Below are 23,320 nucleotides of genomic sequence, written 5' to 3' on the forward strand. Positions count from 1 at the left end.
GCTGCTAGGCGCGATGGCGATGCTGTCGCGCCTTCGCCTCACCGATTACCGCAACCATGCGGGTCTGGTGCTGGCGCCCGGCGCCGGCTTCGTCGTGCTCACTGGCGAAAATGGCGCGGGCAAGACCAACGTGCTGGAAGCGGTGTCGCTGCTCGCGCCCGGGCGGGGCCTGCGCCGGGCCGCCCTGTCGGACATGCAGCGCCAGGGGGGCCCGGGCGGCTTCGGCATCGCGGCGACGCTGGCCGCGGCGGCGGGCGCGGTGGAAATCGCGACCGGCACGCTGGCCGCCGCCCCGAACGGCGACAGGTCCGTATCCAGGGCGCCGCCGCCACCGCCAACACGCTTGCCGAATGGCTGACCGTGCTGTGGCTCACCCCGGCGATGGACCGGTTGTTCGTCGAACCGGCGGGCGAGCGTCGCCGCTTCCTCGATCGCCTCACCCTCGCCCTCGAACCCGGCCATGCCCACCACGCCGCCCGCTACGATGCCGCGATGCGCGCGCGCAACCGCCTGCTCGCCGCCGACGAACCCGCCGACCCCGACTGGCTGACCGCGCTGGAGGTGCAGATGGCCGACCACGGCGGCGCGATCGATGCGGCGCGGCGGTCCGCGGTCGCCCTGCTCGGCGAACGCCTGGCGATGACGCCGGATGGGCCGTTCGCCCGCGCCGCGCTGACGCTGGAGGGATGGCGCGGCGACGCCGACCGCCTGCTCGCCGACCTGCGCCACAACCGGGCGCGCGACACCGCGGCCGGGCGCGCGCTGGCGGGCCCGCACCGCGCCGACCTGGCCGTCACCCATCTCGGCAAGGGGCAGGCCGCCGCGCTCGCCTCGACCGGCGAACAGAAGGCGCTGCTGCTCGGCATCGTCCTGGCGCATGCCGAACTGGTCGCGCAGCGCACCGGCCACGCCCCCGTCCTGCTGCTGGACGAGGTCGCCGCGCACCTCGATCCGGTCCGCCGCGCGGCGCTGTTCGACCGGCTCGCGGGCCATGGCCAGGTGTGGATGACCGGCACCGAACCGGCGCTGTTCGCCGACATCGGCGATGCCGCGACGCGGGTGACGCTCGGCTGAACCTTGGCTGTCGATGCGGGTCACCGACGGTTCAAGCCCGCCGCGCCATGCCGCCGTCATCGGGCGGGGTAATGGAGAGTCACATGATCAAGTCGTTCGTCATCGCCGCCACGGCACTCACCGCCATCGCCACTCCGGCACTGGCACAGGATCGCTGGGACTGGAGCGGCGGCCGGCCGGGCGATCGCGCCTACCGGTTGATCGGCGCGGGCGTTCCCGGCCTCGACCCCGAACTGCGCGGGACGCCGCGCGGCCGCGCCTTCGTGATGCGCAATTTCGATGGCAACCGCGACGGCCGCATCTCGCCGCGCGAAGCGGCCGACGCCAACGCCGCCTTCGCGCGGATCGCCGGCGCACGTCGCGGCGGCTTCGACTGGGACGCGCGCGATCGCACCGTGGTGGTCGAGACGCGCACCGTCGTGCCGGGTCGGTGGGATCGCCGCGCGATGCACGACTACGGCTTTCGCCAGACGCCGCGCGGCGCGACGCTCACGCTGTCAGAGGACGTGCTGTTCGCCACCGACAGCGACGTGCTGCGCCCCGGTGCCGTCGAACGTCTGCGTCCGCTGGCCAGCTACCTGCGGTCCAACGGCGGCGTGCGCGTCGCGATCGACGGATACACCGATTCGCGCGGCAGTGACGCCCACAACCAGGATCTGTCCGAACGCCGCGCGGCCAGCGTTCGTTCGGCGTTCGACGCGATGGGCGTCACCCGCGCGCGGTTCAGCGTCGCGGGCCATGGCGAGGCGAATCCGGTCGCGACCAACGCGACCGCCGCGGGCATGCGCCAGAACCGCCGGGTCGAGGTGACGCTGCTCGGCCGCCGCGCGACCGAATTCGCACGCTACTGACGCGCCCGTCCCCTCCCGTCGCGCCGATGGGGAGGGGACACGCCCCATTTCGCTTCCGTTCCGGCCGCCTGATGCCTATATAATCGTCATGGCAGAACCCCAGAATACCAACGACTACGGCGCCTCCTCGATCAAGGTGCTGAAGGGCCTCGACGCGGTGCGCAAGCGGCCGGGCATGTACATCGGCGATACCGACGACGGATCGGGCCTCCACCACATGGTGTTCGAGGTCAGCGACAATGCGATCGACGAAGCGCTCGCCGGCCATTGCGACCGGATCGATATCCAGCTGAACGCCGACGGATCGGTCAGCGTCACCGACAACGGCCGCGGCATCCCGACCGGTATCCACCCCGAAGAGGGCGTGTCGGCGGCAGAGGTCATCATGACCCAGCTCCATGCCGGCGGTAAGTTCGAGAACACCAGCGACGACAATGCCTATAAGGTGTCGGGCGGCCTGCACGGCGTCGGCGTCTCGGTGGTCAATGCGCTCTCCGAATTCCTCGATCTGACGATCTGGCGCGACGGCGAGGAGCATTACATGCGCTTCGCCTTCGGCGACGCCGTCGCGCCGCTGAAGGTCGTCGGCCCCGCCGGACCGGGCGAGAAGGGGACGCGCGTCACCTTCCTGCCGAGCCCCGCGACCTTCAAGATCACCGAATTCGACTTCGACAAGCTCGAACACCGCTATCGCGAACTGGCGTTCCTGAATTCGGGCGTCCGCCTGTTCCTCACCGACGCGCGCCATGACGAGCCCAAGACGGTCGAACTCTATTACGAGGGCGGCATCGCCGCGTTCGTGAAGTGGCTCGATCGCGCCAAGACGCCGCTGTTCCCCGAACCGATCGCGATCAACGGCACCCGCGACGACGTGACGATGGACGTCGCGCTGGAATGGAACGACAGTTATTACGAAAACGTCCTCGCCTTCACCAACAACATCCCCCAGCGCGACGGCGGCACGCACATGGCCGCGTTCCGCGCCGCGCTGACCCGCACGCTCAACAATTACGCCGAAAAGTCGGGGCTCCTGAAGAAGGAGAAGGTGACGCTGACCGGCGACGACATGCGTGAAGGGCTGACCGCGATCGTCTCGGTCAAGCTGCCCGATCCCAAGTTCAGCAGCCAGACCAAGGACAAGCTCGTCTCGTCCGAGGTGCGCCAGCCGCTCGAAAGCCTGATGGCCGACAAGCTCGCCGAATGGCTAGAGGAGAATCCGGCGCACGGCAAATCGATCGTCGGCAAGGTGATCGACGCCGCCGCCGCCCGCGAAGCCGCCAAGAAGGCGCGCGAGCTGACCCGGCGCAAGGGCGTGATGGACATCGCCTCGCTCCCCGGCAAGCTCGCCGACTGCCAGGAAAAGGACCCCGCCAAGTCCGAGCTGTTCCTGGTGGAGGGCGATTCGGCCGGCGGCTCGGCCAAGCAGGGCCGCGACCGCCATTTCCAGGCGATCCTTCCCCTGCGCGGCAAGATCCTCAACACCGAACGCGCGCGCTTCGATCGCATGATCTCCAGCCGCGAAATCGGCACGCTGATCCAGGCGATGGGCACCGGCATCGGCCGCGACGACTTCAACGCCGACAAGCTGCGCTATCACAAGATCGTCATCATGACCGACGCCGACGTCGACGGCGCGCATATCCGCACGCTGCTGCTGACCTTCTTCTATCGCCAGATGCCCGAACTGATCGAACGCGGTCACCTCTTCATCGCCCAGCCGCCGCTGTACAAGGCGACGAAGGGCCGTTCGGAAGTGTATTTGAAGGACGATGCGGCGCTCGATGAATATCTGGTCGACGCGGGCGTCGGTTCGATGGTGTTCGAGGCGCCGAGCGGCCACCGCTCGGGCAAGGACCTCAAGAACCTGCTCGATCACGCGCGCCGCATGCGCACGCTGATGCGGTACGTGCCGCGGCGCTACGATCCGGTCATCATCGAGGTGCTGGCGCTGGGTGGCGCACTCGATCCGGCGTTCACCCGTGAGCAGCGCGAGGCGACGGTGGCAGAGGTCACGCGTCGGCTCGAATCGGGCGACGAGGAAGCGCGCTGGACGGCGCGCCTCACCGAGGATGGCGGCATCCACTTCGAACGCCTGTGGCGCGGCGTCACCGATCACCATATCGTCGAGGCGACGTTCCTCGCCAGTGCCGAGGCGCGCAAGCTGCACACGCTGGCGACCGAACAGGCGGACAGCTTCGTCGCAGCGGGCAAGCTGGTGCCGCTGAAGGGCGCCGCCGCCGCCGCCGAGGATGCGGAGCCGACGCCAGAGGGAGAAGGCCAGATCGGCAGCGTGACGACCAACGTCTCGCGTGGCGAAAGCCTCGTCGCGCGGCCGTCGCAGTTGCTCGACGCGATTTTGGCATCGGGTCGCAAGGGCCTCGCGATCCAGCGCTACAAGGGCCTTGGCGAGATGAACGCCGACCAATTGTGGGAAACGACGCTCGACCCGTCGAACCGGACCATGCTGCGCGTCACCAGCGACGACGTGTCGGCCGCGGACATGATCTTCACCCAGCTGATGGGCGAAGTCGTCGAACCGCGCCGCGAATTCATCCAGGACAATGCGCTGAACGTGGCGAACCTGGACGTTTAGGCCCGCCCTCTACCCTCGTCATTCCCGCGCAGGCGAGAATGACGAGGAGGAAGAAGGACCCGATTCCCCCCTCCGTCATCCCGGCGAACGCCGGGACCCATGGACGCGCATCATCAGCGCCGGCGCGTCTCACCAACTCCATTGCCACCATGGGCCCCGGCGTCCGCCGGGATGACGGGCGCAGATGTCAGCGCGTTCCGCGACAGGGCACCCCTCCCCCGTTCGTGCTCAGCCTGTCGAAGCACATTGAGTCTCGCCGCGATCGGTCAGTCCCCGAACCGCCCCCGCTGCGCCGCGACCAGCGCCGTCAGCCACTCCCGAAACGCCCGCACCTTCTTTGCCCCCCGCGTATCCTGATGCGTCACCAGCCAGAACGACCGCCGGATCGTCCGCTCGGGCAGCACCCGCCGCAGGCTTCGGTCGGCATCGCCGATGAAGCGCGGCAGCACCCCCAGCCCCGCTCCCGCCGCGACCAGCCGGTATTGCGCGTTGATGCTCGAACTGCGGATGCGCGGTTCCAGCCCGTCGTGGATCTCCGCCAGATAGCGCAGCTCGGGCGCGTAGAGCAGGTCGGGCACATAACCGATCAACGGATGATCGCGCACCGCGGCGGGCTCGACCGGCAGCGGATGCCGCGCCGCATACAGCTCCGCCGCATACAGTCCGAGTGCATAATCGGTCAGCTTGCTGCTGACCAAGGGCCCGGTCTGCGGCCGGGCAAGCAGCACCGCGATGTCCGCCTCGCGTCGCGACGGGCTCAGGAAACCGCTGCTCGCGACCAGATCGATCGTCAGGTCGGGATGCGCCGCGGTGAAATCGCGCAGGTGATGCGCGACGAACCATGTCCCGAACCCCTCCGACACGCTCACCCGCAACACACCGGTCAGATGGTCGGGATCGTCATCGGGCGCCGCGATCCGTGCGGCGGCCTGCTGCATCGCCTCCACCGTCACCAGCAATGACTCGCCCGCGGCGGTGAGCATCTGCCCCTCGCGCGTCTGCTCGAACAACGTTTGCCCCAGCGTGGTTTCCAGCCGGCGCAGATGGCGGGCCAGCGTCGTCGGGTCGATCCCCGCCACCGTTGCGGCCCGCGCGATCTGGCCGGCGCGCGCGATGGCCAGGAAATCCTGAAGGTCGTCCCAGCGTGGCTGCATATTTGCAGGTGTGTGTCGCACTATCCGCCGTTGCGCAAGGCCGGCTGCCGGGCGATCCTCTGTACAAAGAACGGAGAGGTTCATGCGCAATATCGATCATCTCATCGTCGGCCATGCCGGCGGTGCCGCGGCCCGGCAGGGCGACGTCTTCGATCCCAACACCGGCCAGGTCCAGGCGCGGGTGACGCTCGGTACGCAGGCCGACCTCGATCGCGCCGTCGCCGCCGCGCAGGCGGCGCAGCCCGGCTGGGCCGCGACCAACCCGCAGCGCCGTGCCCGCGTCATGTTCCGCTTCAAGGAACTGGTCGAGGCGAACATGGACGCCCTCGCCCGGCTGCTGTCCTCCGAACACGGCAAGGTGATCGCCGACAGCAGGGGCGACGTCCAGCGCGGCCTGGAAGTCATCGAATTCTGCTGCGGCATCCCGCATATCCTGAAGGGTGAATATACCCAGGGAGCCGGCCCCGGCATCGACGTCTATTCGATGCGCCAGCCGCTCGGCATCGGTGCCGGCATCACGCCATTCAACTTCCCCGCAATGATCCCGATGTGGATGTTCGGCGTCGCCATCGCCACCGGCAACGCCTTCATCCTCAAGCCGTCCGAGCGCGATCCGTCGGTACCGGTGCGACTCGCCGAATTGATGCTGGAGGCCGGCGCGCCCGAGGGCATCTTGCAGGTCGTTCATGGCGATAAGGAGATGGTCGACGCCATCCTCGACCACCCCGCCATTGCGGCGGTCAGCTTCGTCGGCTCGTCCGACATCGCGCATTACGTCTACCGCCGCGGTGTCGAGGCGGGCAAGCGCGTGCAGGCGATGGGCGGCGCGAAGAACCACGGCATCGTCATGCCCGATGCCGACCTCGATCAGGTCGTCGCCGATCTGTCCGGCGCCGCCTTCGGTTCGGCGGGCGAACGCTGCATGGCGCTGCCGGTCGTGGTGCCGGTCGGCGACAAGACCGCCGATGCGCTCCGCGAAAAGCTGATCCCGGCGATCGCGGCCCTCCGCGTCGGCATCTCGACCGACGATGGTGCGCATTACGGCCCGGTGGTGAACGCGGCGCACAAGCAGCGGGTCGAAAACTGGATCCAGACCGGCGTCGATGAAGGCGCCGAACTGGTCGTCGATGGCCGCGGCTTCACGCTGCAGGGGCATGAAAACGGCTTCTTCGTCGGTCCGACCCTGTTCGACCGCGTCACCCCCGACATGGCGGCCTACAAGGAAGAGATCTTCGGCCCGGTCCTCCAGATCGTCCGCGCGCCCGACTTCGAAACGGCGGTACGCCTGCCCAGCGAGCATCAATATGGCAACGGCGTCGCGATCTTCACGCGCAACGGGCATGCGGCGCGCGAATTCGCCGCGCGCGTCAATGTCGGCATGGTCGGCATCAACGTGCCGATTCCGGTGCCGGTCGCCTATCACACCTTCGGCGGGTGGAAGCGCAGCGCGTTCGGTGACACCAACCAGCATGGCATGGAGGGCGTGAAGTTCTGGACGAAGGTCAAGACGATCACGCAACGCTGGCCGGACGGCTCGGCGCTGTCGCCGGGCAGCGAGGACGGTGGACCCAGCCGCATCCAGGATGCGTTCGTCATTCCCACGATGGGATAAATCAGATGCGCTCAGCTCTCTTCCTCACCGCCGCCCTTGCCCTTGCCGCCTGTTCGGGTGGCGAAAGCGCGAACAACGAATCGAGCGGCGGCAGCGCGGCGGTCGAACCGACCCCCGGCAATTTGACGATCGATCCGCAGAACACCCTGGTGCCGCTCGATCCGCCGGGCAACGCCGCAGTCGATTCGCCGGTGCCGTTGCCCACCGCCAGCCCGTCGCCGGTCGCCGCCATCCCCGCCGCCTTTGCGGGACGCTGGGGCATGGGCGTCAACGATTGCGATCCGACGCGCGACGATGCCAAGGGATTGATGACCATCGCCGGCAGCAAGCTTGCCTTCTACGAATCGCGCGGCACCGCGACCAACATCCGCCAGACCCAGCCGACACAGATCACGTTCGACCTGCCGATGAGCGGCGAAGGCCAGACATGGTCGGAACCGACGACGCTGACGCTGCTCGACGGCGGCAAGACGCTGGTCAGCGAAACCCGGGGTCCTCCCGATCGTGCCGGCACCAACCGCTACAGCCGCTGCCCGGCCTGAGGATTGTCATGGAAAACCAGTTCGACCTGACCGACGACCAGCGCGAGATCCAGGATCTCGCGCGGCGCTTCACCGCCGATCGCATCACGCCGCACGCGGCGGAATGGGACGAAGGGCATGTCTTCCCGCGTGAGACGATCAAGGCGGCCGCGGACCTCGGCTTCGCGGCGATCTACGTCAGCGAGGAATCGGGCGGGATCAATCTCGGGCGGCTGGAGGCGGCGCTCATCATGGAGGCGATGGCCTATGGCTGTCCCTCCACCTCGGCGTTCATCTCGATCCACAACATGGCCTCGTGGATGATCGACCGCTTCGGGTCGCAGACGGTGAAGGACAAATACCTGCCCTCGCTCGTGACGATGGATCGGCTCGCCAGCTATTGCCTCACCGAACCCGGCTCCGGTTCCGACGCCGCCGCGCTCAAGACGCGCGCGGTGAAGGACGGTAACGACTATATCGTCACCGGTTCGAAGCAGTTCATCTCCGGCGCGGGCGAGAACGAAATCTACGTCACCATGGTCCGCACCGGCGAGGATAAACCAAAGGGCATTTCTGCGCTGGTGATTGAAAAGGACATGCCCGGCGTGTCGTTCGGGGCGAACGAGCGCAAGCTCGGCTGGCATTCCCAGCCGACCCGGCAGGTAACGTTCGACAACGTCCGTGTCCCGGCTGAAAATTTGGTTGGCGCGCAGGGCGAGGGCTTCCGGATCGCGATGGTGGGCCTCGACGGCGGTCGACTCAACATTGGCGCGTGTAGCCTTGGCGGTGCACAGCGCTGCCTCGACGAGGCAGTACGCTATACCAAGGATCGCAAACAATTCGGCGCGGCGATCGCCGACTTTCAGAACACCCAATTCACCCTTGCCGACATGGCGACCGAACTGGAGGCCGCGCGCGCCCTGCTTTACGTGGCCGCGACAAAGGTCACCGCCAACGCGCCTGACAAGACGCGCTTCGCGGCGATGGCCAAGCGGCTTGCCACCGATACGGGATCGAGCGTCGTCGATCGCGCGCTGCAACTTCATGGCGGCTACGGCTATCTGATGGACTATCCGATCGAACGATTCTGGCGCGACCTGCGCGTCCATTCGATCCTCGAAGGCACCAATCAGGTCATGCGGATGATCGTCGGCCGCGACCTGCTGCGGCAATAGTCGCGATTACGCTCGTCATTGCGAGCGTCAGCGAAGCAATCCGAGCGTCCTGGTCCGGCACTGGATTGCTTCGCTCCGCTCGCAATGACGGGGAGAGACAGAAAAGGAGAGCATCAATGGCACGCGTCGCCTTCATCGGCCTGGGCAACATGGGTGGCGGCATGGCCGCGAACCTCGCGAAGGCGGGCCACGACGTCCGCGCCTTCGACCTCAGCCCGGACGCGCTGGCCAAGGCGAAGGCCGCGGGCTGCCTGCCCGTCGCCTCCGCTGTTGAGGCGGTCAACGGGGCGGAGGCGATCGTGACGATGTTGCCCGCCGGCAGCCACGTCGAAAGCGTCTACGCCGACGCGGTGTTCAGCCATGCCCCGCCCGCTGGAATCTTGATCGACTGTTCGACGATCGACGTCGCCACCGCCCGCCGGGTCAGCGATGCCGCCGCCGCGCAGGGGCTGGTCGCGGTCGACGCCCCCGTGTCGGGCGGAATCGCCGCCGCCACCGCCGGCACGCTGACCTTCATGGTTGGCGGCAGCGCCGACGGCTTCGACCGTGCGCAGCCGTTCCTCGCGCAGATGGGCAAGACCGTGATCCACGCCGGCGCCAGCGGCGCAGGGCAGGCTGCGAAGATGGCAAACAACATGCTGCTTGGCGCGACGATGATCGCGACATGCGAGGCGTTCCGACTCGCCGAACGATTGGGACTCGATCCGCAGACCTTCTACGACATATCGTCGGTCAGCTCTGGCCAGAGCTGGTCGATGACCAGCTATTGTCCCGTCCCCGGCGTCGGGCCGGACACACCCGCCGATCATGACTATCAAGGCGGGTTCGCCGCCGCGCTGATGCTGAAGGACCTGCGCCTTGCGAATCAGGCCGCCGCCGACGCCGGCGCGAGCACGCCGCTAGGCAAGCATGCGGCGGATCTTTACGAAAGCTTTGTCGCAGCCGGCAATGGCGGCACCGACTTTTCGGGCATCATCCGCACCTTGTAGGACGGCGAATGTGCCGCTTCCACGCCTGCGAACGCGTTGCATCGATGGCCCTGTATGGCGGCGATGTGAGTCGGCAATGCCGGCGGCACCGGACGCTCAGTTCGCCGCCGGCAGCCTCAGCCGTACCAGCAACCCGCCCAGATCGTCGCTCTCTTCCAGGCTGACGGTGCCACCATAGATTTCCGCAACGTCGCGAACGATCGCCATGCCGAGGCCGGTACCGGGCTTACCGCTGTCCAGCCGGACGCCGCGATCGAAAATGCGGATGCGGTCTTCTTCGGGAATGCCCATGCCGTCATCCTCGATCATCAGTTCGACGAAACCCGCCTGGGCGGCAACGGTGACGAAGACGCTGCCACCGCCGTATTTTGCGGCGTTTTCGATCAGGTTTCCGAGCATCTCGTCGAGGTCCTGCCGCTCGACGTGCACCTGAAGGTCTCTGGGACCGGCAACGTCGATGCGCACATGACGATAGAGCCGGGCGACTGCCCGCTCGACCGATTCGAGGCTTGGCCAGACATCGGCACGGCTGTGCGCCGACCCGCGACGACCGACGGCGCGGGCGCGGGCAAGGTGATGGTCGACCTGTCGCCGCATCGTCCGCGCCTCGCGAATCACGGTGTCGGCAAGGTCGTCCGCCTGCGCGGTGGCCGCGTTCATGATGACGGTCAGCGGCGTCTTGAGGGCATGGGCCAGATTGCCAGCGTGGCGGCGCGCCTCCTCCGCCTGCCGCTCATTGTGTTCGATCAGCGCGTTCAGTTCCTCGACCATCGGCGCGACCTCGATCGGCATCGCTGTGTCGACGCGGTTCGACAGACCGGCGCGCATCCGGGCAATCTCTTCGCGAACGCGGCGGAGCGGCCACAGGCCGTAGAAGGTCTGGAGCCAGGCGAGGACGATCAGCCCGAGCCCGAGCAGCGCGAAACTGCGCACGAGCGTGCGGCGCAGGACGGTGATCTGCGCATCCAGGCCGCTGCGGCTCTGCGCGACCTGGAACCGCCAGTGGACCTTGGATTTCGGCAGCCGGGCGTCACGCTCGACGATCCGCAGTTTCTCGTCGGAGAACTGCTTGCTGTCGTAGAAATGAACATCGCGATCATCGTGAATGGTGCCGAACGCAAGCCGCCGATCCCACAAAGATCGTGAGGGAAACGCATCGGTGACCGGCATGCCGGGTGCGGACACCTGCCAGTACAACCCCGAATAGGGTTCCAGGAACCGCGGATCGGCGGCGGCGTCGCGAGCGAATACCACTTCACCGTCGGGACCGATCTCTGCCGAGGCAATCAGCGATCGCAGCACATATTGCAGTTGATCGTCGAAGTTGCGCGTCACTGCATTCTTCAGGACGCTGTCGAGCGCGAAGCCGCCGCCGAACAGCAACAGGCCGATCCATGCCGCGGCGATCAGGATCATCCGCCGCGAGAGCGACCCGGTCGTCACCGACCGCAGGCGCTGCGGGGCGTCTGCCAACGCAGATACGGGCGGCGGCGTGGTCATGCGGTGCGGATCAGGCGTCCGGATCTTCGAGGCTGTAGCCGAGCCCGCGGATAGTGGTGATCACGTCCTGTCCGAGCTTCTTGCGAATACGCGTCACGAACACCTCGATCGTATTGGAGTCGCGATCGAAATCCTGATCGTAAATATGTTCGATCAGTTCGGTGCGGCTGACCACCTTGCCTTTGTGGTGAAGCAGGTAGCTGAGCAGTTTATATTCCTGTGCGGTCAGCTTCACAGGTTCGCCGGCGCGCGTCACCTTGCCCGACCGGGTGTCGAGCCGAACGTCGCCCGCCGTCAGTTCGGAACTGGCGTTCCCCGATGCGCGGCGGATCAGCGCGCGGAGGCGAGCGATCAACTCTTCGGTCTGGAACGGCTTGGCGACATAGTCGTCGGCGCCGGCATCGAGCCCCGCGACCTTGTCCGACCAGCTGTCGCGTGCGGTCAGCACCAGCACGGGCATCGTCTTGCCTTCCTTGCGCCAGCGATCGAGCACGGTCAGCCCGTCAACCTCCGGCAAGCCGAGATCGAGCACGATCGCATCGTAATTTTCGGTAGAGCCGAGGAAATGCCCCTCTTCGCCGTCGGTGGCGAGGTCGATGGCGTAGCCCGCACCCTCAAGAGTGTTCTTCAGCTGCTGGCCGAGATTCGGCTCGTCCTCGACGATCAGAACGCGCATACTATCCCCTCTGTTATTTACCGGTGCGACCGATGATCTGACCCGATCGACCGTCGACGTCGACCCATACCACGACGCCATCGCGCATGAATTTCAGCGTGTAAACCGACGTACCGAAATCGAGGTCGAAACCAAGATATTCATAGCCCTTCATGGTCGGGATCACCCGTCCCTCGATCAGACGCGGCGACAGGACCTCACCCTTGCGGCGGGCGTCGTACGCACGCTCCTGGTCACTGCGCCGCTGGATGGGGTCGCCATGCGCAGGCGCAATCGACAGCAGCGCGATCGAGGCGAGAAGCAGGGAAGGCAGGACCATCGTCATAAGGACTGGCATAGGCGAAAGGCATTGAACACCCTGTGAATGGAGCGGTTGCATGCCATTCAGGTACGCGTCGCGTTTTTGCGGGGGCTGCCAGCACGCTTGCCGCATGTGCCCCGGCTCTTTACCTGCGCCATCCATGGCTGCCCCTATTCTCGCTTACGAAGACCTTGGTGTGATCCAGGGCCATGGCTGGCTGTTCCGCCACCTCGACATCCATATCGGCGCGCGCGACCGACTGGCGCTGATCGGGCGCAACGGCGCCGGCAAGACGACGCTGCTTAAACTGATCGCCGGCAGCATTGACAGCGACGAGGGGCGCCGCGTCGTCGTTCCCGGCACGCGTGTCGTGCTGCTGGAACAAGAACCCAGCCTGGCGGGCTGCGCGACGCTGGCTGATTACGTGCTGGGTGGCCACGACGCTCCCGCCGCGCATGAAGCGGATGCCATCGCCGATCAGCTGGGCATCGACCTGTCGCGCGACGCAACGTCGGCGAGCGGCGGCGAGCGGCGGCGGGCGGCGATCGTCCGCGCGTTGGCGCAGGACCCCGACGTCCTGCTGCTCGACGAGCCGACCAATCATCTCGACATCGCCGCGATCGACTGGCTGGAGGAATGGCTGGGCCGGTTCAAGGGCGCGTTCATCGTCATCAGCCACGACCGCACGTTCCTGACGAGGCTGACCCGGCAGACCCTGTGGATGGACCGGGGTTCGATCCGCCGCGCCGAGGTCGGCTTCGGCGGTTTCGAGGCATGGACCGAGCAGGTGTATGCAGAGGGGGAGCGCAATGCGCAACGGCTCGACGCCAAGCTGAAGATCGAGGAACACTGGCTGCAGCGCGGCGTCACCGGCCGGCGGCGGCGCAATCAGGGCCGGCTTGCCAAGCTGAAGGACATGCGGGCCGAACGTGCCGCGATGATGGGGCCGCAGGGTGCGGCGAACCTCGTCACATCGTCCGACGACAGCAAGACCAAGGTCGTGATCGACGTGACGCGCGCCAGCAAGTCCTACGGCGAGCGGACGATCATCAAGGACCTGAACCTGCGCGTCACCCGCGGCGACCGGATCGGCATCGTCGGGCGCAACGGCGCCGGCAAGACGACGCTGCTCAAGCTACTTACCGGCGAACTGTCACCGGACGAGGGTGAGGTGAAGCTGGCCAAGACGCTGGACGGCATCGTCATCGACCAGCAACGCAGCCTGATGGCGCCGACCAAAACGGTGCGTGAGGTGCTGGCCGATGGCGGCGACTGGATCGACGTGCTCGGCGTGCGCAAGCACATCCACGGCTACCTGAAGGAATTCCTGTTCGATCCTAGCCTAGCCGAAGCGAAGGTCGGTACGCTGTCAGGCGGCGAGCGGTCGCGGCTGCTGCTGGCGCGCGAGTTCGCCCGGGAATCGAACCTGCTGGTGCTCGACGAGCCCACCAACGACCTGGATCTTGAAACGCTCGATCTGCTGCAGGAGGTGATCGCAGACTATGGCGGGACCGTGCTGATCGTCAGCCACGATCGCGACTTCCTCGACCGGACGGTCACTGTAACGTTGGGCCTCGATGGTTCGGGAACGATCGACGTGGTCGCCGGCGGGTATGAGGATTGGGAACGACAGCGCAAGCGGACGGGCGAAACGAAGAAAGCGGCGACGCCCAAGGCCGCTTCCCCGCCGCCGGCGCAGGCACGTACCAAACTCAGCTACAAGGATCAGCGCGATTACGACCAATTGCCGGCGCGGATCGAGGCGATCGATGCCGGGATCGCACGGGACGAGGCACTGCTCGCCGATCCGGCGCTGTACGTGCGCGATCCGAAGCGCTTTGCGGCGCTGACGGCCGCGATCGACGCTGCGCGGGCGGAAAAGGACGTGGCTGAGATGCGGTGGCTGGAGCTGGCAGAGCAGGTCGAAGGGCTGGGCTGAGCGCCGTTCAGCCGGGCAGGTCCATGGTGACGATGGTGCCGTCCGGGCCGCTTTCCGTCGTCAGACTGCCGTTCGCCTGACGCGCGAAGGCGGGGATCAGGCGCGAACCCAGGCCGTGATCCGGCCCGGCCGGTTGGACCTCTCCCATGCCCACGCCGTCGTCGCTGACGATCAACGTCCAGCCGCCGGGACGCCGACGAAAGCAGACGCTGATGGTTCCACCGGCCTGACCCGTAAAGGCGTGTTTGGCGGCGTTGGTCACGAGTTCATTCACGATCAACCCGATCGATACCGCACGATCGCGCGGAACCTCCGCCTCGTCGACCAAACACGTGAGCGTCACACCGCCGCGCAACAGCAACGCATCCGCCAGCGCGGCGCACAGGTCGCCCAGATAGGCGCGCATCAGCACCGCATCGCTTTGGCCCGTCCCGCGATACAGATGCCGGTGCGCCCGCGCGATGCTTTCGACGCGGTACAAGGCAGTACCAAGCGCCTCGGCTGCCTCGCCGCCAACACGGCGCCGCTGGATGTCGAGGATGGATGCTACGATCGCGAAGTTGTTCTTCATTCGGTGGTCGATCTCCTGCAACAGGAGGTCGCGATCGGCGATCTGGCGATCGCGCTCCGCCGTGGCGCACTGTACCGAAAGGCGGAAGACCTCTGCGATCGCAACGGTAATGATCGCGGCGACGACGATGAAGGCGAGCGTCAGCGGGCTTGCCGGAGAGGTCGCGTGGAAGGTGCCGCTGGGCGGAACGCTGTAATAATAGGCGTAGGTGATGCCGAGTGCCGCGGTGACCGCGCCCGCCTGCCACCGTGCGAACAGGGTGGCGAGCATCATCGCCGGGAAGCACAAGGCAAACGGCGCACCACCGCCCGCCGCGACACCGTCCAGCACTGATCGCATCAAGATAGCACTTGTCGAACACAGCACGCCGAAGCCGAATTGGGTCACACCGCGCGGCACCGCGGGGGCCAGCCGGTTCGGCAGGTCGAGTTCTCCAAGGCGCGGCATGATCGGAGTGAGCCGCGGGACGGCGGTTATGTCAAGATCAATGCCATGATCGGCTTGCGCTGACCGGCTTACCTGCGTGCCAGGCCTCAGCCGAGGCTGCGCCCTGCCCTGCCCGCCACCTCGGTTGTATATTGCCACGCCACGCGGCCCGATCGGCTGCCGCGCCGGGTCGCCCAGTTGATCGCCTCGGCGGCGTCGAACGGCAGATCGTAGCGCGCTGCATAGGCCGCGACGATCGCGCAATAGCCGTCCTGGTCGAGCGCATGGAAGCCGAGGCTGAGCCCGAAGCGATCCGCGAGCGCCAGCTGGTCGTCGATGCTGTCGCGTGGATTGATCGCCCTCTGCTCGTTCCATGAGCCGCCGCTATAGCCTGCCCCAGGCACGCTGCTGGCAGACGCTCCGCTTTGTTCGGCGATGTCACGCGGCACCAGATGGCGACGGTTGGCGGTGACGAGCAACCGCACATTGGCGGGCCGCGCCTCCGCTCCGCCCTCGAGCAGCGAGCGCAGGATGCGCGCCTCTGCCGGCGCGTCGAAGCCGAGATCGTCGAGGAACAGTGCGAATGCACGAGGGACGGGCGCGAGCGTCGCGAACAGTCGTGGCAGGGTGTCCAGCGCGGTCACCTCGACCAGCGCGATGTCGCCGCCTTCCGCCTGTACCGCGCCGATCGCCGCCTTCACCAACGCCGACTTGCCGGTGCCGCGTGCGCCCCAGAGCAGCACGTCCTGCGCCGCCGCGCCCGCTGCCAAGCGTCGCAGATTATCGAGCAGGGACGCCTTCTGGCGATCGACCTGGATCAACAGGTCGAGCGGCAGCGGCGCGAAGGCGCGGGCCGCGACCAGTGCATCGCCACGCCAGACATAGGCGGGATGCCGCAACGCATTGTCGCTGGGCGGCGGTGGTGGGGCCAGGCGGTCCAGCGCCGCGGCGATACGCTCCAGAGGATCGGCCATGCACGGCTCATGACTGGCCCGACCGGACGACGCAAGCCGTCAGCGGCCGATCCTCCGCGCGTGAGCGGCGATGATAGGATCGCGCGGCGCCAGCGCCGCAGCCTTCGCGATCAACTGCCTCGCGCCGGCCAAGTCGCCGTCGGCAGCCAGCGCAACCGCATATGCATCGCAGATGTCGGCGTTCATCGGTGTCAGACGATAGGCGGCGCGGCCGTAGCGGCGCGCGATCGCGCTGTCGCCGCCCGCGGCATAGGCCGATGCAAGGTCGGCGAGGAGCATGGCATCGCGATTGCCGGCGATGCGACGGACGCTTTCCAGCGTCTCGATCGCGGCGTCGGCGTCACCGCTCAACAGCTGCCAGTGACCGCGGATCCGCTGCCCCGACAGGCTTTGCGGATTTTGCTGGAGGTACAGCGACAGAGCGGCGGCCGCCTCGCTCGGCCGGTTCGCACGGCTCCACGCATCGACCAACCGCAGCATCGTCGGCTCGTCGAAGGTCAGGTCGGCGGCCTTTGTATAAGCAGGGGCCGCATCCGCAAAGCGACCTGCGATCGCCAGCACATCGCCAAGCGCCAGTTGTGCAGCGGGCGCACCGGGGGCGGCAGCCACCAATGCGCGGGCACGGGCGGTCGCCCCGATCAGATCGCCGCCGGTCGCCTGGGCTCGAATCACCCCCAGCAAATAATTGGGGTCGTCCGGCGTATCCTGCGCCTCGGCGACAGCCGCGCCGATACTGTCGTCGCTGGCAAAGGCAGCGGCAGCGCCATGCGCGCCGGCCGCCGCCCTGTCGAGAAACGTCGCCGCGGCGATACGATCGCCCAGAGCCTCGAACGCGCGGGCAACCAAAATGAGCGTATAGGCGTCCGCGTCGTCGCGGGCGGCGATCGGTCGCAGTTGATCGAGCGCGCCCTGCGCATCGCCCGACCGCAGCATCGCCGCGCCCAAAAGGCGACGGAGCCCGACGTTCATCGGCTGGTCGTCGGCCAGTTGCCGCCAGGTGTCGATTGCCCGCTCGTATTGCCCACCCGCATAATCAAGGCCGCCACCGAGGAGCGCGACGCCGGGCAGCGTGGCGATCCCGGGCCCCGCCCGCTGGAGCAGGTCTCGAGCGAGTTCGCCGCGTCCCGCACGGGCTGCCAGCACCGCCTGCAGGTAAAACGCTTGCGGACTGCCGGGCCGTGCCGCTTGCGCCCGGCGCGTCGCCGCAAGCATTTCGGTATAACGGCCGGCATCGCCCAGCGTGGCGGCATATTCGATAAGCGCCGGATGATAATAGGCGTCGCGCTGCAACGCCGCCTCGAACCAGGGCAGCGCCGCGGTCAGGCCGTAGCGGGAGCGCACGATCTCGGCCTGCAACGTCAGCGGGATCGGATCGCCGGGCGCCAGCCGCGCGGCCTGCGCGGCGGCCGCGGTCGCAGCAGCAATGTCTCCCGCGTTCAGCCGGATGCGGCCGAGGTCGGTCCAGCCGGCAGCATCGCGCGGATGCATCGCGAGCCAGCCTTCCAACGCCTGCGTTGCGGCGGCACCATCGCCCTGCGCCGCCGTCGCGCGCGCCGAGGCACGGATCGCATCGCCATCATCGGTCGGGGCCGCCGACGCGGCGTCGAGCGTGCCTTGCAAATCGCCTTGCAGCAAGCGGGCCTGTGCCCCGAGACCGGCCAGCGTCTCGGCAGGGATGCGCAAGGTTCGCGCGCGGCTGAGCGCACCCTCTGCCGCCATCCCATCGCCGAGCTGGACATAGCTACGCGCGAGCAGCAGCATCGCCGGTTGCGAAGTCGGCGCCCCAGCCAGAGCGGTCAGCGCGTGATTGCGGGCGGCGCTGTAATTGCCAAGGCCATAAGCGGTGCGCGCATTCGCCAGTGCCTTTTCTGGCGCGACCGGCGTCGCCGGTCGCAACAGGATGAACGTCGCCACGACGACGAGTGCGAACAGCGCGCTGGTCGCCATCACAAATCGACGCCTTGGCCGCGGCAGCGACAGGAACGGCCGGCGCCGGCGCCTGCCGCGGATCATCGGATAGCGTGCGTCAGCCATGCAGATTGTAGCTTTTCAGCAGGTCGTACAACGTGGGCCGACTGACGCCCAGCAGCCGCGATGCACCGGAGATGTTGCCCTCCGCCCGAACCAGCGCCTGGCGGATCGCCTTGCGGTCTGCGATCTCGCGTGCGGTCCGCAGATTGAGTGGCAGCGGGTCGGCACCATCCCCGCCCCCCGCCCCACCTGGAAGATCGAGGTCGGCGGCAGTGACGAGTTTGCCGTCGGCCATGATGACCGCCCGCTTGATGCGGTTTTCCAATTCGCGAACGTTGCCGGGCCAGCCCCAGGAATCGATCGCGGCCAGCGCATCGGGCGTAAGGCCGGTGACGGGCAACTTCATCGCCGCGGCATGACGACGGACGAAGGCGCGGGCGAGCAGGCCGGCGTCGCCGGGCCGCTCGGCAAGGCCGGGAATGCGGACGACGATCTCGGCGAGCCGGTAGTACAGATCCTCGCGGAAGCGTCCGTCGCCGACCATCGCCTCCAGATTCTGGTGGGTGGCGCAGACGATGCGGGTGTCGACCGGGATCGCCTTTCGTCCGCCGATCCGCTCGATCACACGTTCCTGCAGGAACCGCAGCAGCTTGACCTGCAACGGCAGCGGCACGTCGCCGATCTCGTCGAGGAACAACGTGCCACCCGTCGCCTGCTCGATCTTGCCGTGCGTCGTCTTGACCGCGCCGGTGAAGGCGCCCCTTTCATGCCCGAACAATTCGCTTTCCAGCAGCGTGTCGGGAATCGCGGCACAGTTGATCGCGACGAACGCGCCACGACGTCGCGGCGAGGTATCGTGCACGCCGCGGGCGAGCAATTCCTTGCCTGTTCCGCTTGCGCCCAGCAGCATGACCGATACGTCGGCTGGCGCGACCCGTTCGATCGTGCGGATCACCTTGGCCATTTCGTCCGAACCATACAAAAGGCCGCCGAAGCCTTCGCCGACGGCGGTGCGGGCAGCGAGCCGGCGATTTTCCGCCTCCAGCCGATGGACGTGGAACGCGCGCGCGACGATCAGGCCCAACGCGTCGATGTCGATCGGCTTGGCATAGAAGTCCCATGCGCCGAGCCCGATCGCGGTCAGCGCGCTGTCGCGGGCACCATGACCAGATGCAACGATCACCTTGGTATCCGGCTTCAACGCAAGGATTTCGGCCAGCGTCGCGAATCCTTCGCTGGTGCCGTCGGGATCGGGTGGTAGTCCCAAATCAAGCGTCACCACGGCGGGTTCGTGGAGGCGCAGTGCCTCGATCGCCTCGGCACGGGTGGCGGCACCGACGATCTCATAGCCTTCATAGGCCCAGCGCAACTGACGCTGAAGCGCGAGATCGTCCTCGACGATCAACAGGACGGGCCGGTCGTCGGCGGGTTTGTCGCTCATGCCGCCTGCTCCATCGCATGCGCTGCGGGCAGGATCAGGCGAAAGCGCGTTCCCTCCCCTTCGCGGCTCGTCACCTCAAGCACGCCGCCCATGCCAGCGGCGAGTTCGCGTGCCTCATACGCACCGATGCCGAAGCCCGCCGGCTTGGACGAGGCGAAAGGGCGAAATAGTTGGTCGCGGATGAACACGGCACTCATCCCGCACCCGTGGTCGATCACGTCAACATGGATGCGACCCGCATTCGGCCCCACGACGATGCCGATCGCCACGCCGGGCGCGCTCGCCTCGATCGCGTTCTGCAGCAGATGGCCGAGCAATTGCTCCAGCCGGCCGGGCTGTGCGAACGCAAGGCCTGCCCCAGCGATCGTTACCGGATGCTGTGCCCGCCGCTCCGTCGCCAAGCGCAGCGCAAGTGCGGCGACGTCGACCGGCTGCGATGGCTCCGGAGTGGCACGGTGATGCTGCGACAGGCGGGCAAGCAGCGCGTTCATGCGGGCGGCGGAATCCTTGAGCGTGGCGATCATGTCGGCGCGGAAGTCGGGATTGTCGGCGTGCCGTTCAGCATTGCGTGCGACGAGGCTGACGCCGCTCACCAGATTTTTGATATCGTGCATGATGAAGGCGAACCGGCGGTTGAATTCGTCGAAGCGGGCGGCGTCGGCGAGCGCGGCATGAGCACGATCCTCTGCCAGATGGCTTGCCGCCTGACGCCCGGCGACACGCAGCAAGTCGAGGTCCTCCCAGTCTAGCGCGCGATCGAGCGGCGGCCGCCCGAGCAGAATCACGCCGATGAGGCTGGTGCCGTGGATCAGCGGCACCAACGCCCAGGCATCGGGATGGTCGAGCATCCAGCCGGGGATCGCCGCGGCCTCCCCTTCAGGCGCGTCACCGCGGCGAACCTGATCCAGTTCGACGATGCGGGCGCTTTCGCCGAGATGATCGCGCAATGCAGCGTCGGCCGATCCGGCGTCCGCCCAATGCCATGCCGCCGCGGGGCCCAGCCCGTTGCCGTCGGGAACCAGCAGCAGACCGGCGGGCGCGTCGATCAGGTCGGCAATGGCGCGTACGATGCGACGTTCGAGCGGGTCCGCCGCTTCGCCAACGGGCGCGACGGGGGTGCCGAGCGTGGCGGTAAAACGCTGCCATTCGGTACGGTAATCGTAGCGATGGCGAAAGAAATGCTTGGCCAGCTTCACCTTCGCCCAGGCGCGCAGCCATGGCGTCGAGAGCAGCGTCGCCAGCGCGGTCGTGGCGCCGAGCACGATGGCCGTCTGGACCACGCGAACGGTATCGCCGGCGTAGCGCTCGGCTATCTCCGTCAGCAGGATCGTAACGCCAGCATACAGCATGATCCCGGCGATCGAGACCAGGCGCAGCGCGATACCATGCGACATGGCCAGACCGCGATCGCCCCGCCGCATACCGACCGCCAGGACGCACGCCACCCCCGTCATCACAAAACCACGGAGTGCCAATGCACTCGGCGGCAGGGTGCCGAGCCCGTAGCCGAGCGTGGTGACGAGCAGGTCGATACCCCAAATGCCTGCTATCGCCGCGAGCAGCGGACCTGACGAACGGCTCCGGCCGAAGCCTGCGCCGGAGCCGATCTGGTGTACCAGCACCAGACCGACGACCGCGACCAGCATCCGCGCGATCAACCGCGTGCCGGCAAGCGCCATCTGCACATCTGTATCCAGCGGCATCGTCTCGATGACCGCAAGCATGCCAGCCATGACGGTGATCGCCGCTGCTGCCGCATACACCGCAAACACCGCAACGGTGCCGGTCCGCGCGGTTCGCACCATGACCGCCAGCACGGCGAGCCAAGCGAGGTTGCGCAGCGATTCTGCCAGCCTGACCACGACGTCGCTGGCGCCGATCCCGGCCACGGCGAGCGCCCAGAGTGCGGTAACGGTGTAGGCGACGACGAGCGTCACGCGCGGCCAGGGCTGCGCAGACGCTGCATAGGGCTGGCGCAGCCAGGCGATCGCCAGGCCACCGAACGCCAGCGCGGCGAGCGCATGCCCCCACAGGATGAGCGCTGCCGTCACCTCAACGCGCGCCCGACGGCCAGAGCACCACGCGCAACGTCTGGAGCAGGATCAGCAAGTCCAGAAACGGCGAGTAATTCTTGGCGTAATAAAGGTCGTATTCCAGCTTGTGACGCGCATCCTCGATCGAGGCGCCATAGGGGTAGTTGATCTGCGCCCAGCCGGTGATGCCCGGCTTCACCATGTGTCGTTCGGCATAATATGGCAGCTGCCGTTCCAGCTGTTCGACAAACTGCGGGCGTTCCGGACGCGGGCCGACGAAGCTCATCTCCCCCTTCAGCACCGCCCATGTCTGCGGCAGTTCATCGATACGGACCTTGCGGATGACGCGACCGATACGCGTGACGCGCGGATCGTCCTTGTCCGCCCATACCGCCTTGCCGGCCACCTCGGCATCCTGGCGCATCGAGCGCAGCTTCACGATCTCGAACCCCTGATTGTAGAGGCCGACGCGGCGCTGACGATAGAAGGCCGGCCCGGTTGATTCGAGCTTGATGGCGAGCGCGGTGATCAGAATGATCGGAAGTGTCAGCAGCAACAGCAACAGGCTGGCACCAATGTCGAATGCCCGCTTGAAAACGCTCGACAGCATCCGCCCAGAGGCAAAGCCGTCCGAAAAGATCAGCCACGACGGATTGACCGAATTGAGATCGATCCGCCCCGTCTCGCGTTCGAGGAAGCTCGAAATCTCACTCACCATGACGCCGGTCGTCTTGACCCGCAACAGGTCCTTCAACGGCAAGGCGTTGCGCCGTTCCTCCAACGCAAGCACCACTTCGCTGGCGCCGTGATCGACAACATGACCGGCAAGGTTGGCGATCGTGCCGCGCGGCACCGCACCATCGACGACGCGGTTCGGCTCGCCCATGTCGACAAAGCCGGCGATGACGACGTTGGCACCGGGTAGCGCAGCCAACGCGCCGATGCGGGCAGCGCGCTGTCCCGCACCGAGTACGATGATCCGCCGCTTGAACGTATCGCCGCCGAGGGTGCGACCAAGCAATGCACGGACCACGACCAGCATGACTGCCGCGATCAGGGTCGCATAGGCAAGGTTGGATCGCCACAACGCCAATGGCGGTACGAGGAAGAAGAGGATCGACAGGAACGACACGCCGAGCAGAATTGCCACGGCAAGGCGCGCCGCTGCGAAACGCAACGAAAGGAACGAGGCGACGCTGTATGCGCCGACGGCGATCAGCGCGATCTGCAACGCGACGGCGAAAGCCAGCAATTGCGGTATGCGCGTGGCGGTCGGTTCGATCGTCATGCCGATCTGCCGCGCGCGAATGACCCAGCCGAACTCTGCGGCGGTCATCAACAGCATCGCGTCGACTATGCCGAGCAGCAGCACGGCATAAGGAACGTAATGCTTGAACAGGCGGATCATGCCCGCGTTCTCCAGCGACGGCCTGTAAGCTTTTCCGACAGGCTGCACCGCCAGTGGCAGAAAAAAGCAAAGAAAGCTTGAATGCTATGACATCGTGATCGCTTCGCTTTC

At 67.0% G+C, this 23,320-nt stretch carries 17 protein-coding genes and 1 pseudogene; 8 read left to right on the forward strand and 10 right to left on the reverse strand.

What is annotated here, in order from left to right:
• Positions 1 to 19: 19 nt before the first annotated feature.
• The 3 genes and pseudogenes from recF to gyrB all read left to right on the forward strand — a co-directional run bounded on the left by recF (position 20) and on the right by gyrB (position 4,518).
• Positions 20 to 1,074, forward strand: a pseudogene (gene recF / locus GTH33_RS01725) (DNA replication/repair protein RecF).
• Positions 1,075 to 1,157: 83 nt separating this feature from the next.
• A complete protein-coding gene (locus GTH33_RS01730) occupies positions 1,158 to 1,925 on the forward strand; it encodes an OmpA family protein (protein ID WP_163956817.1) in 768 nt (255 codons plus the stop codon).
• 88 nt (positions 1,926 to 2,013) lie between these two features.
• On the forward strand, positions 2,014 to 4,518 hold the full coding sequence (gyrB, locus tag GTH33_RS01735) for a DNA topoisomerase (ATP-hydrolyzing) subunit B (protein WP_163956818.1): 2,505 nt from the start codon (positions 2,014 to 2,016) through the stop codon (positions 4,516 to 4,518).
• A 266-nt stretch (positions 4,519 to 4,784) separates the two neighbouring features.
• Here the strand turns inward: gyrB and GTH33_RS01740 are convergent, their stop codons facing one another.
• The gene (locus tag GTH33_RS01740; RefSeq protein WP_163956819.1) at positions 4,785 to 5,672 is read right to left on the reverse strand and encodes a LysR family transcriptional regulator; all 888 of its coding nucleotides are present in this window, start codon (positions 5,670 to 5,672) and stop codon (positions 4,785 to 4,787) included.
• A gap of 82 nt (positions 5,673 to 5,754) precedes the next feature.
• Here GTH33_RS01740 and GTH33_RS01745 point away from each other — a divergent pair, with 82 nt between their 5' ends.
• The 4 genes from GTH33_RS01745 to mmsB all read left to right on the forward strand — a co-directional run bounded on the left by GTH33_RS01745 (position 5,755) and on the right by mmsB (position 9,969).
• A complete protein-coding gene (locus GTH33_RS01745; RefSeq protein ID WP_163956820.1) occupies positions 5,755 to 7,284 on the forward strand; it encodes a CoA-acylating methylmalonate-semialdehyde dehydrogenase in 1,530 nt (509 codons plus the stop codon).
• A 5-nt stretch (positions 7,285 to 7,289) separates the two neighbouring features.
• Complete coding sequence (locus tag GTH33_RS01750) at positions 7,290 to 7,826, forward strand: hypothetical protein (RefSeq protein WP_163956821.1); 537 nt, start codon at positions 7,290 to 7,292, stop codon at positions 7,824 to 7,826.
• Between the two features lie 8 nt (positions 7,827 to 7,834).
• Positions 7,835 to 8,980 carry an acyl-CoA dehydrogenase family protein gene (locus GTH33_RS01755; RefSeq protein ID WP_163956822.1) on the forward strand — a complete coding sequence of 382 codons (1,146 nt, stop codon included), beginning with the start codon at positions 7,835 to 7,837 and terminating at the stop codon, positions 8,978 to 8,980.
• Between the two features lie 116 nt (positions 8,981 to 9,096).
• Positions 9,097 to 9,969 carry a 3-hydroxyisobutyrate dehydrogenase gene (gene mmsB / locus GTH33_RS01760; protein ID WP_163956823.1) on the forward strand — a complete coding sequence of 291 codons (873 nt, stop codon included), beginning with the start codon at positions 9,097 to 9,099 and terminating at the stop codon, positions 9,967 to 9,969.
• Between the two features lie 96 nt (positions 9,970 to 10,065).
• Here mmsB and GTH33_RS01765 read toward each other — a convergent pair whose 3' ends face one another.
• Genes GTH33_RS01765 through GTH33_RS01775 form a run of 3 tightly spaced genes read right to left on the reverse strand, consistent with a single transcriptional unit; the run spans position 10,066 to position 12,608 of the window.
• A complete protein-coding gene (locus GTH33_RS01765; RefSeq protein ID WP_163956824.1) occupies positions 10,066 to 11,469 on the reverse strand; it encodes a sensor histidine kinase in 1,404 nt (467 codons plus the stop codon).
• 10 nt (positions 11,470 to 11,479) lie between these two features.
• Positions 11,480 to 12,145 carry a response regulator transcription factor gene (locus GTH33_RS01770; RefSeq protein ID WP_163956825.1) on the reverse strand — a complete coding sequence of 222 codons (666 nt, stop codon included), beginning with the start codon at positions 12,143 to 12,145 and terminating at the stop codon, positions 11,480 to 11,482.
• 13 nt (positions 12,146 to 12,158) lie between these two features.
• Entirely contained in the window at positions 12,159 to 12,608 is a 450-nt protein-coding gene (locus GTH33_RS01775; protein WP_243848156.1) for a hypothetical protein, read from the reverse strand.
• Here GTH33_RS01775 and GTH33_RS01780 point away from each other — a divergent pair.
• Positions 12,607 to 14,385 (forward strand): ABC-F family ATP-binding cassette domain-containing protein, encoded by a 1,779-nt coding sequence (locus GTH33_RS01780; RefSeq protein WP_163956826.1) that lies wholly within the window; start codon positions 12,607 to 12,609, stop codon positions 14,383 to 14,385. The genes GTH33_RS01775 and GTH33_RS01780 overlap by 2 nt on opposite strands.
• A gap of 7 nt (positions 14,386 to 14,392) precedes the next feature.
• On the opposite strand, the gene GTH33_RS01785 is transcribed toward GTH33_RS01780, so the two are convergent.
• The 6 genes from GTH33_RS01785 to GTH33_RS01810 form a co-directional block, all read right to left on the reverse strand.
• A complete protein-coding gene (locus tag GTH33_RS01785) occupies positions 14,393 to 15,403 on the reverse strand; it encodes a sensor histidine kinase (RefSeq protein ID WP_163956827.1) in 1,011 nt (336 codons plus the stop codon).
• Between the two features lie 86 nt (positions 15,404 to 15,489).
• Positions 15,490 to 16,356 carry a DUF815 domain-containing protein gene (locus tag GTH33_RS01790; protein WP_163956828.1) on the reverse strand — a complete coding sequence of 289 codons (867 nt, stop codon included), beginning with the start codon at positions 16,354 to 16,356 and terminating at the stop codon, positions 15,490 to 15,492.
• Between the two features lie 39 nt (positions 16,357 to 16,395).
• Entirely contained in the window at positions 16,396 to 18,390 is a 1,995-nt protein-coding gene (locus GTH33_RS01795; RefSeq protein WP_163956829.1) for a tetratricopeptide repeat protein, read from the reverse strand.
• A complete protein-coding gene (prsR, locus tag GTH33_RS01800) occupies positions 18,383 to 19,768 on the reverse strand; it encodes a PEP-CTERM-box response regulator transcription factor (RefSeq protein WP_163956830.1) in 1,386 nt (461 codons plus the stop codon). Before prsR ends, GTH33_RS01795 begins: the two co-directional genes overlap by 8 nt.
• Entirely contained in the window at positions 19,765 to 21,819 is a 2,055-nt protein-coding gene (gene prsK / locus GTH33_RS01805) for an XrtA/PEP-CTERM system histidine kinase PrsK (protein WP_163956831.1), read from the reverse strand. The genes prsR and prsK overlap by 4 nt, the downstream gene beginning before the upstream one ends.
• A gap of 1 nt (position 21,820) precedes the next feature.
• Positions 21,821 to 23,209: a TIGR03013 family XrtA/PEP-CTERM system glycosyltransferase gene (locus GTH33_RS01810; protein WP_163956832.1), complete on the reverse strand. Its 1,389-nt coding sequence runs from the start codon at positions 23,207 to 23,209 to the stop codon at positions 21,821 to 21,823.
• Positions 23,210 to 23,320: the final 111 nt, after the last annotated feature.

This window comes from Sphingomonas insulae (genome assembly GCF_010450875.1).
Taxonomy (GTDB): Bacteria; Pseudomonadota; Alphaproteobacteria; order Sphingomonadales; family Sphingomonadaceae; genus Sphingomonas; species Sphingomonas insulae.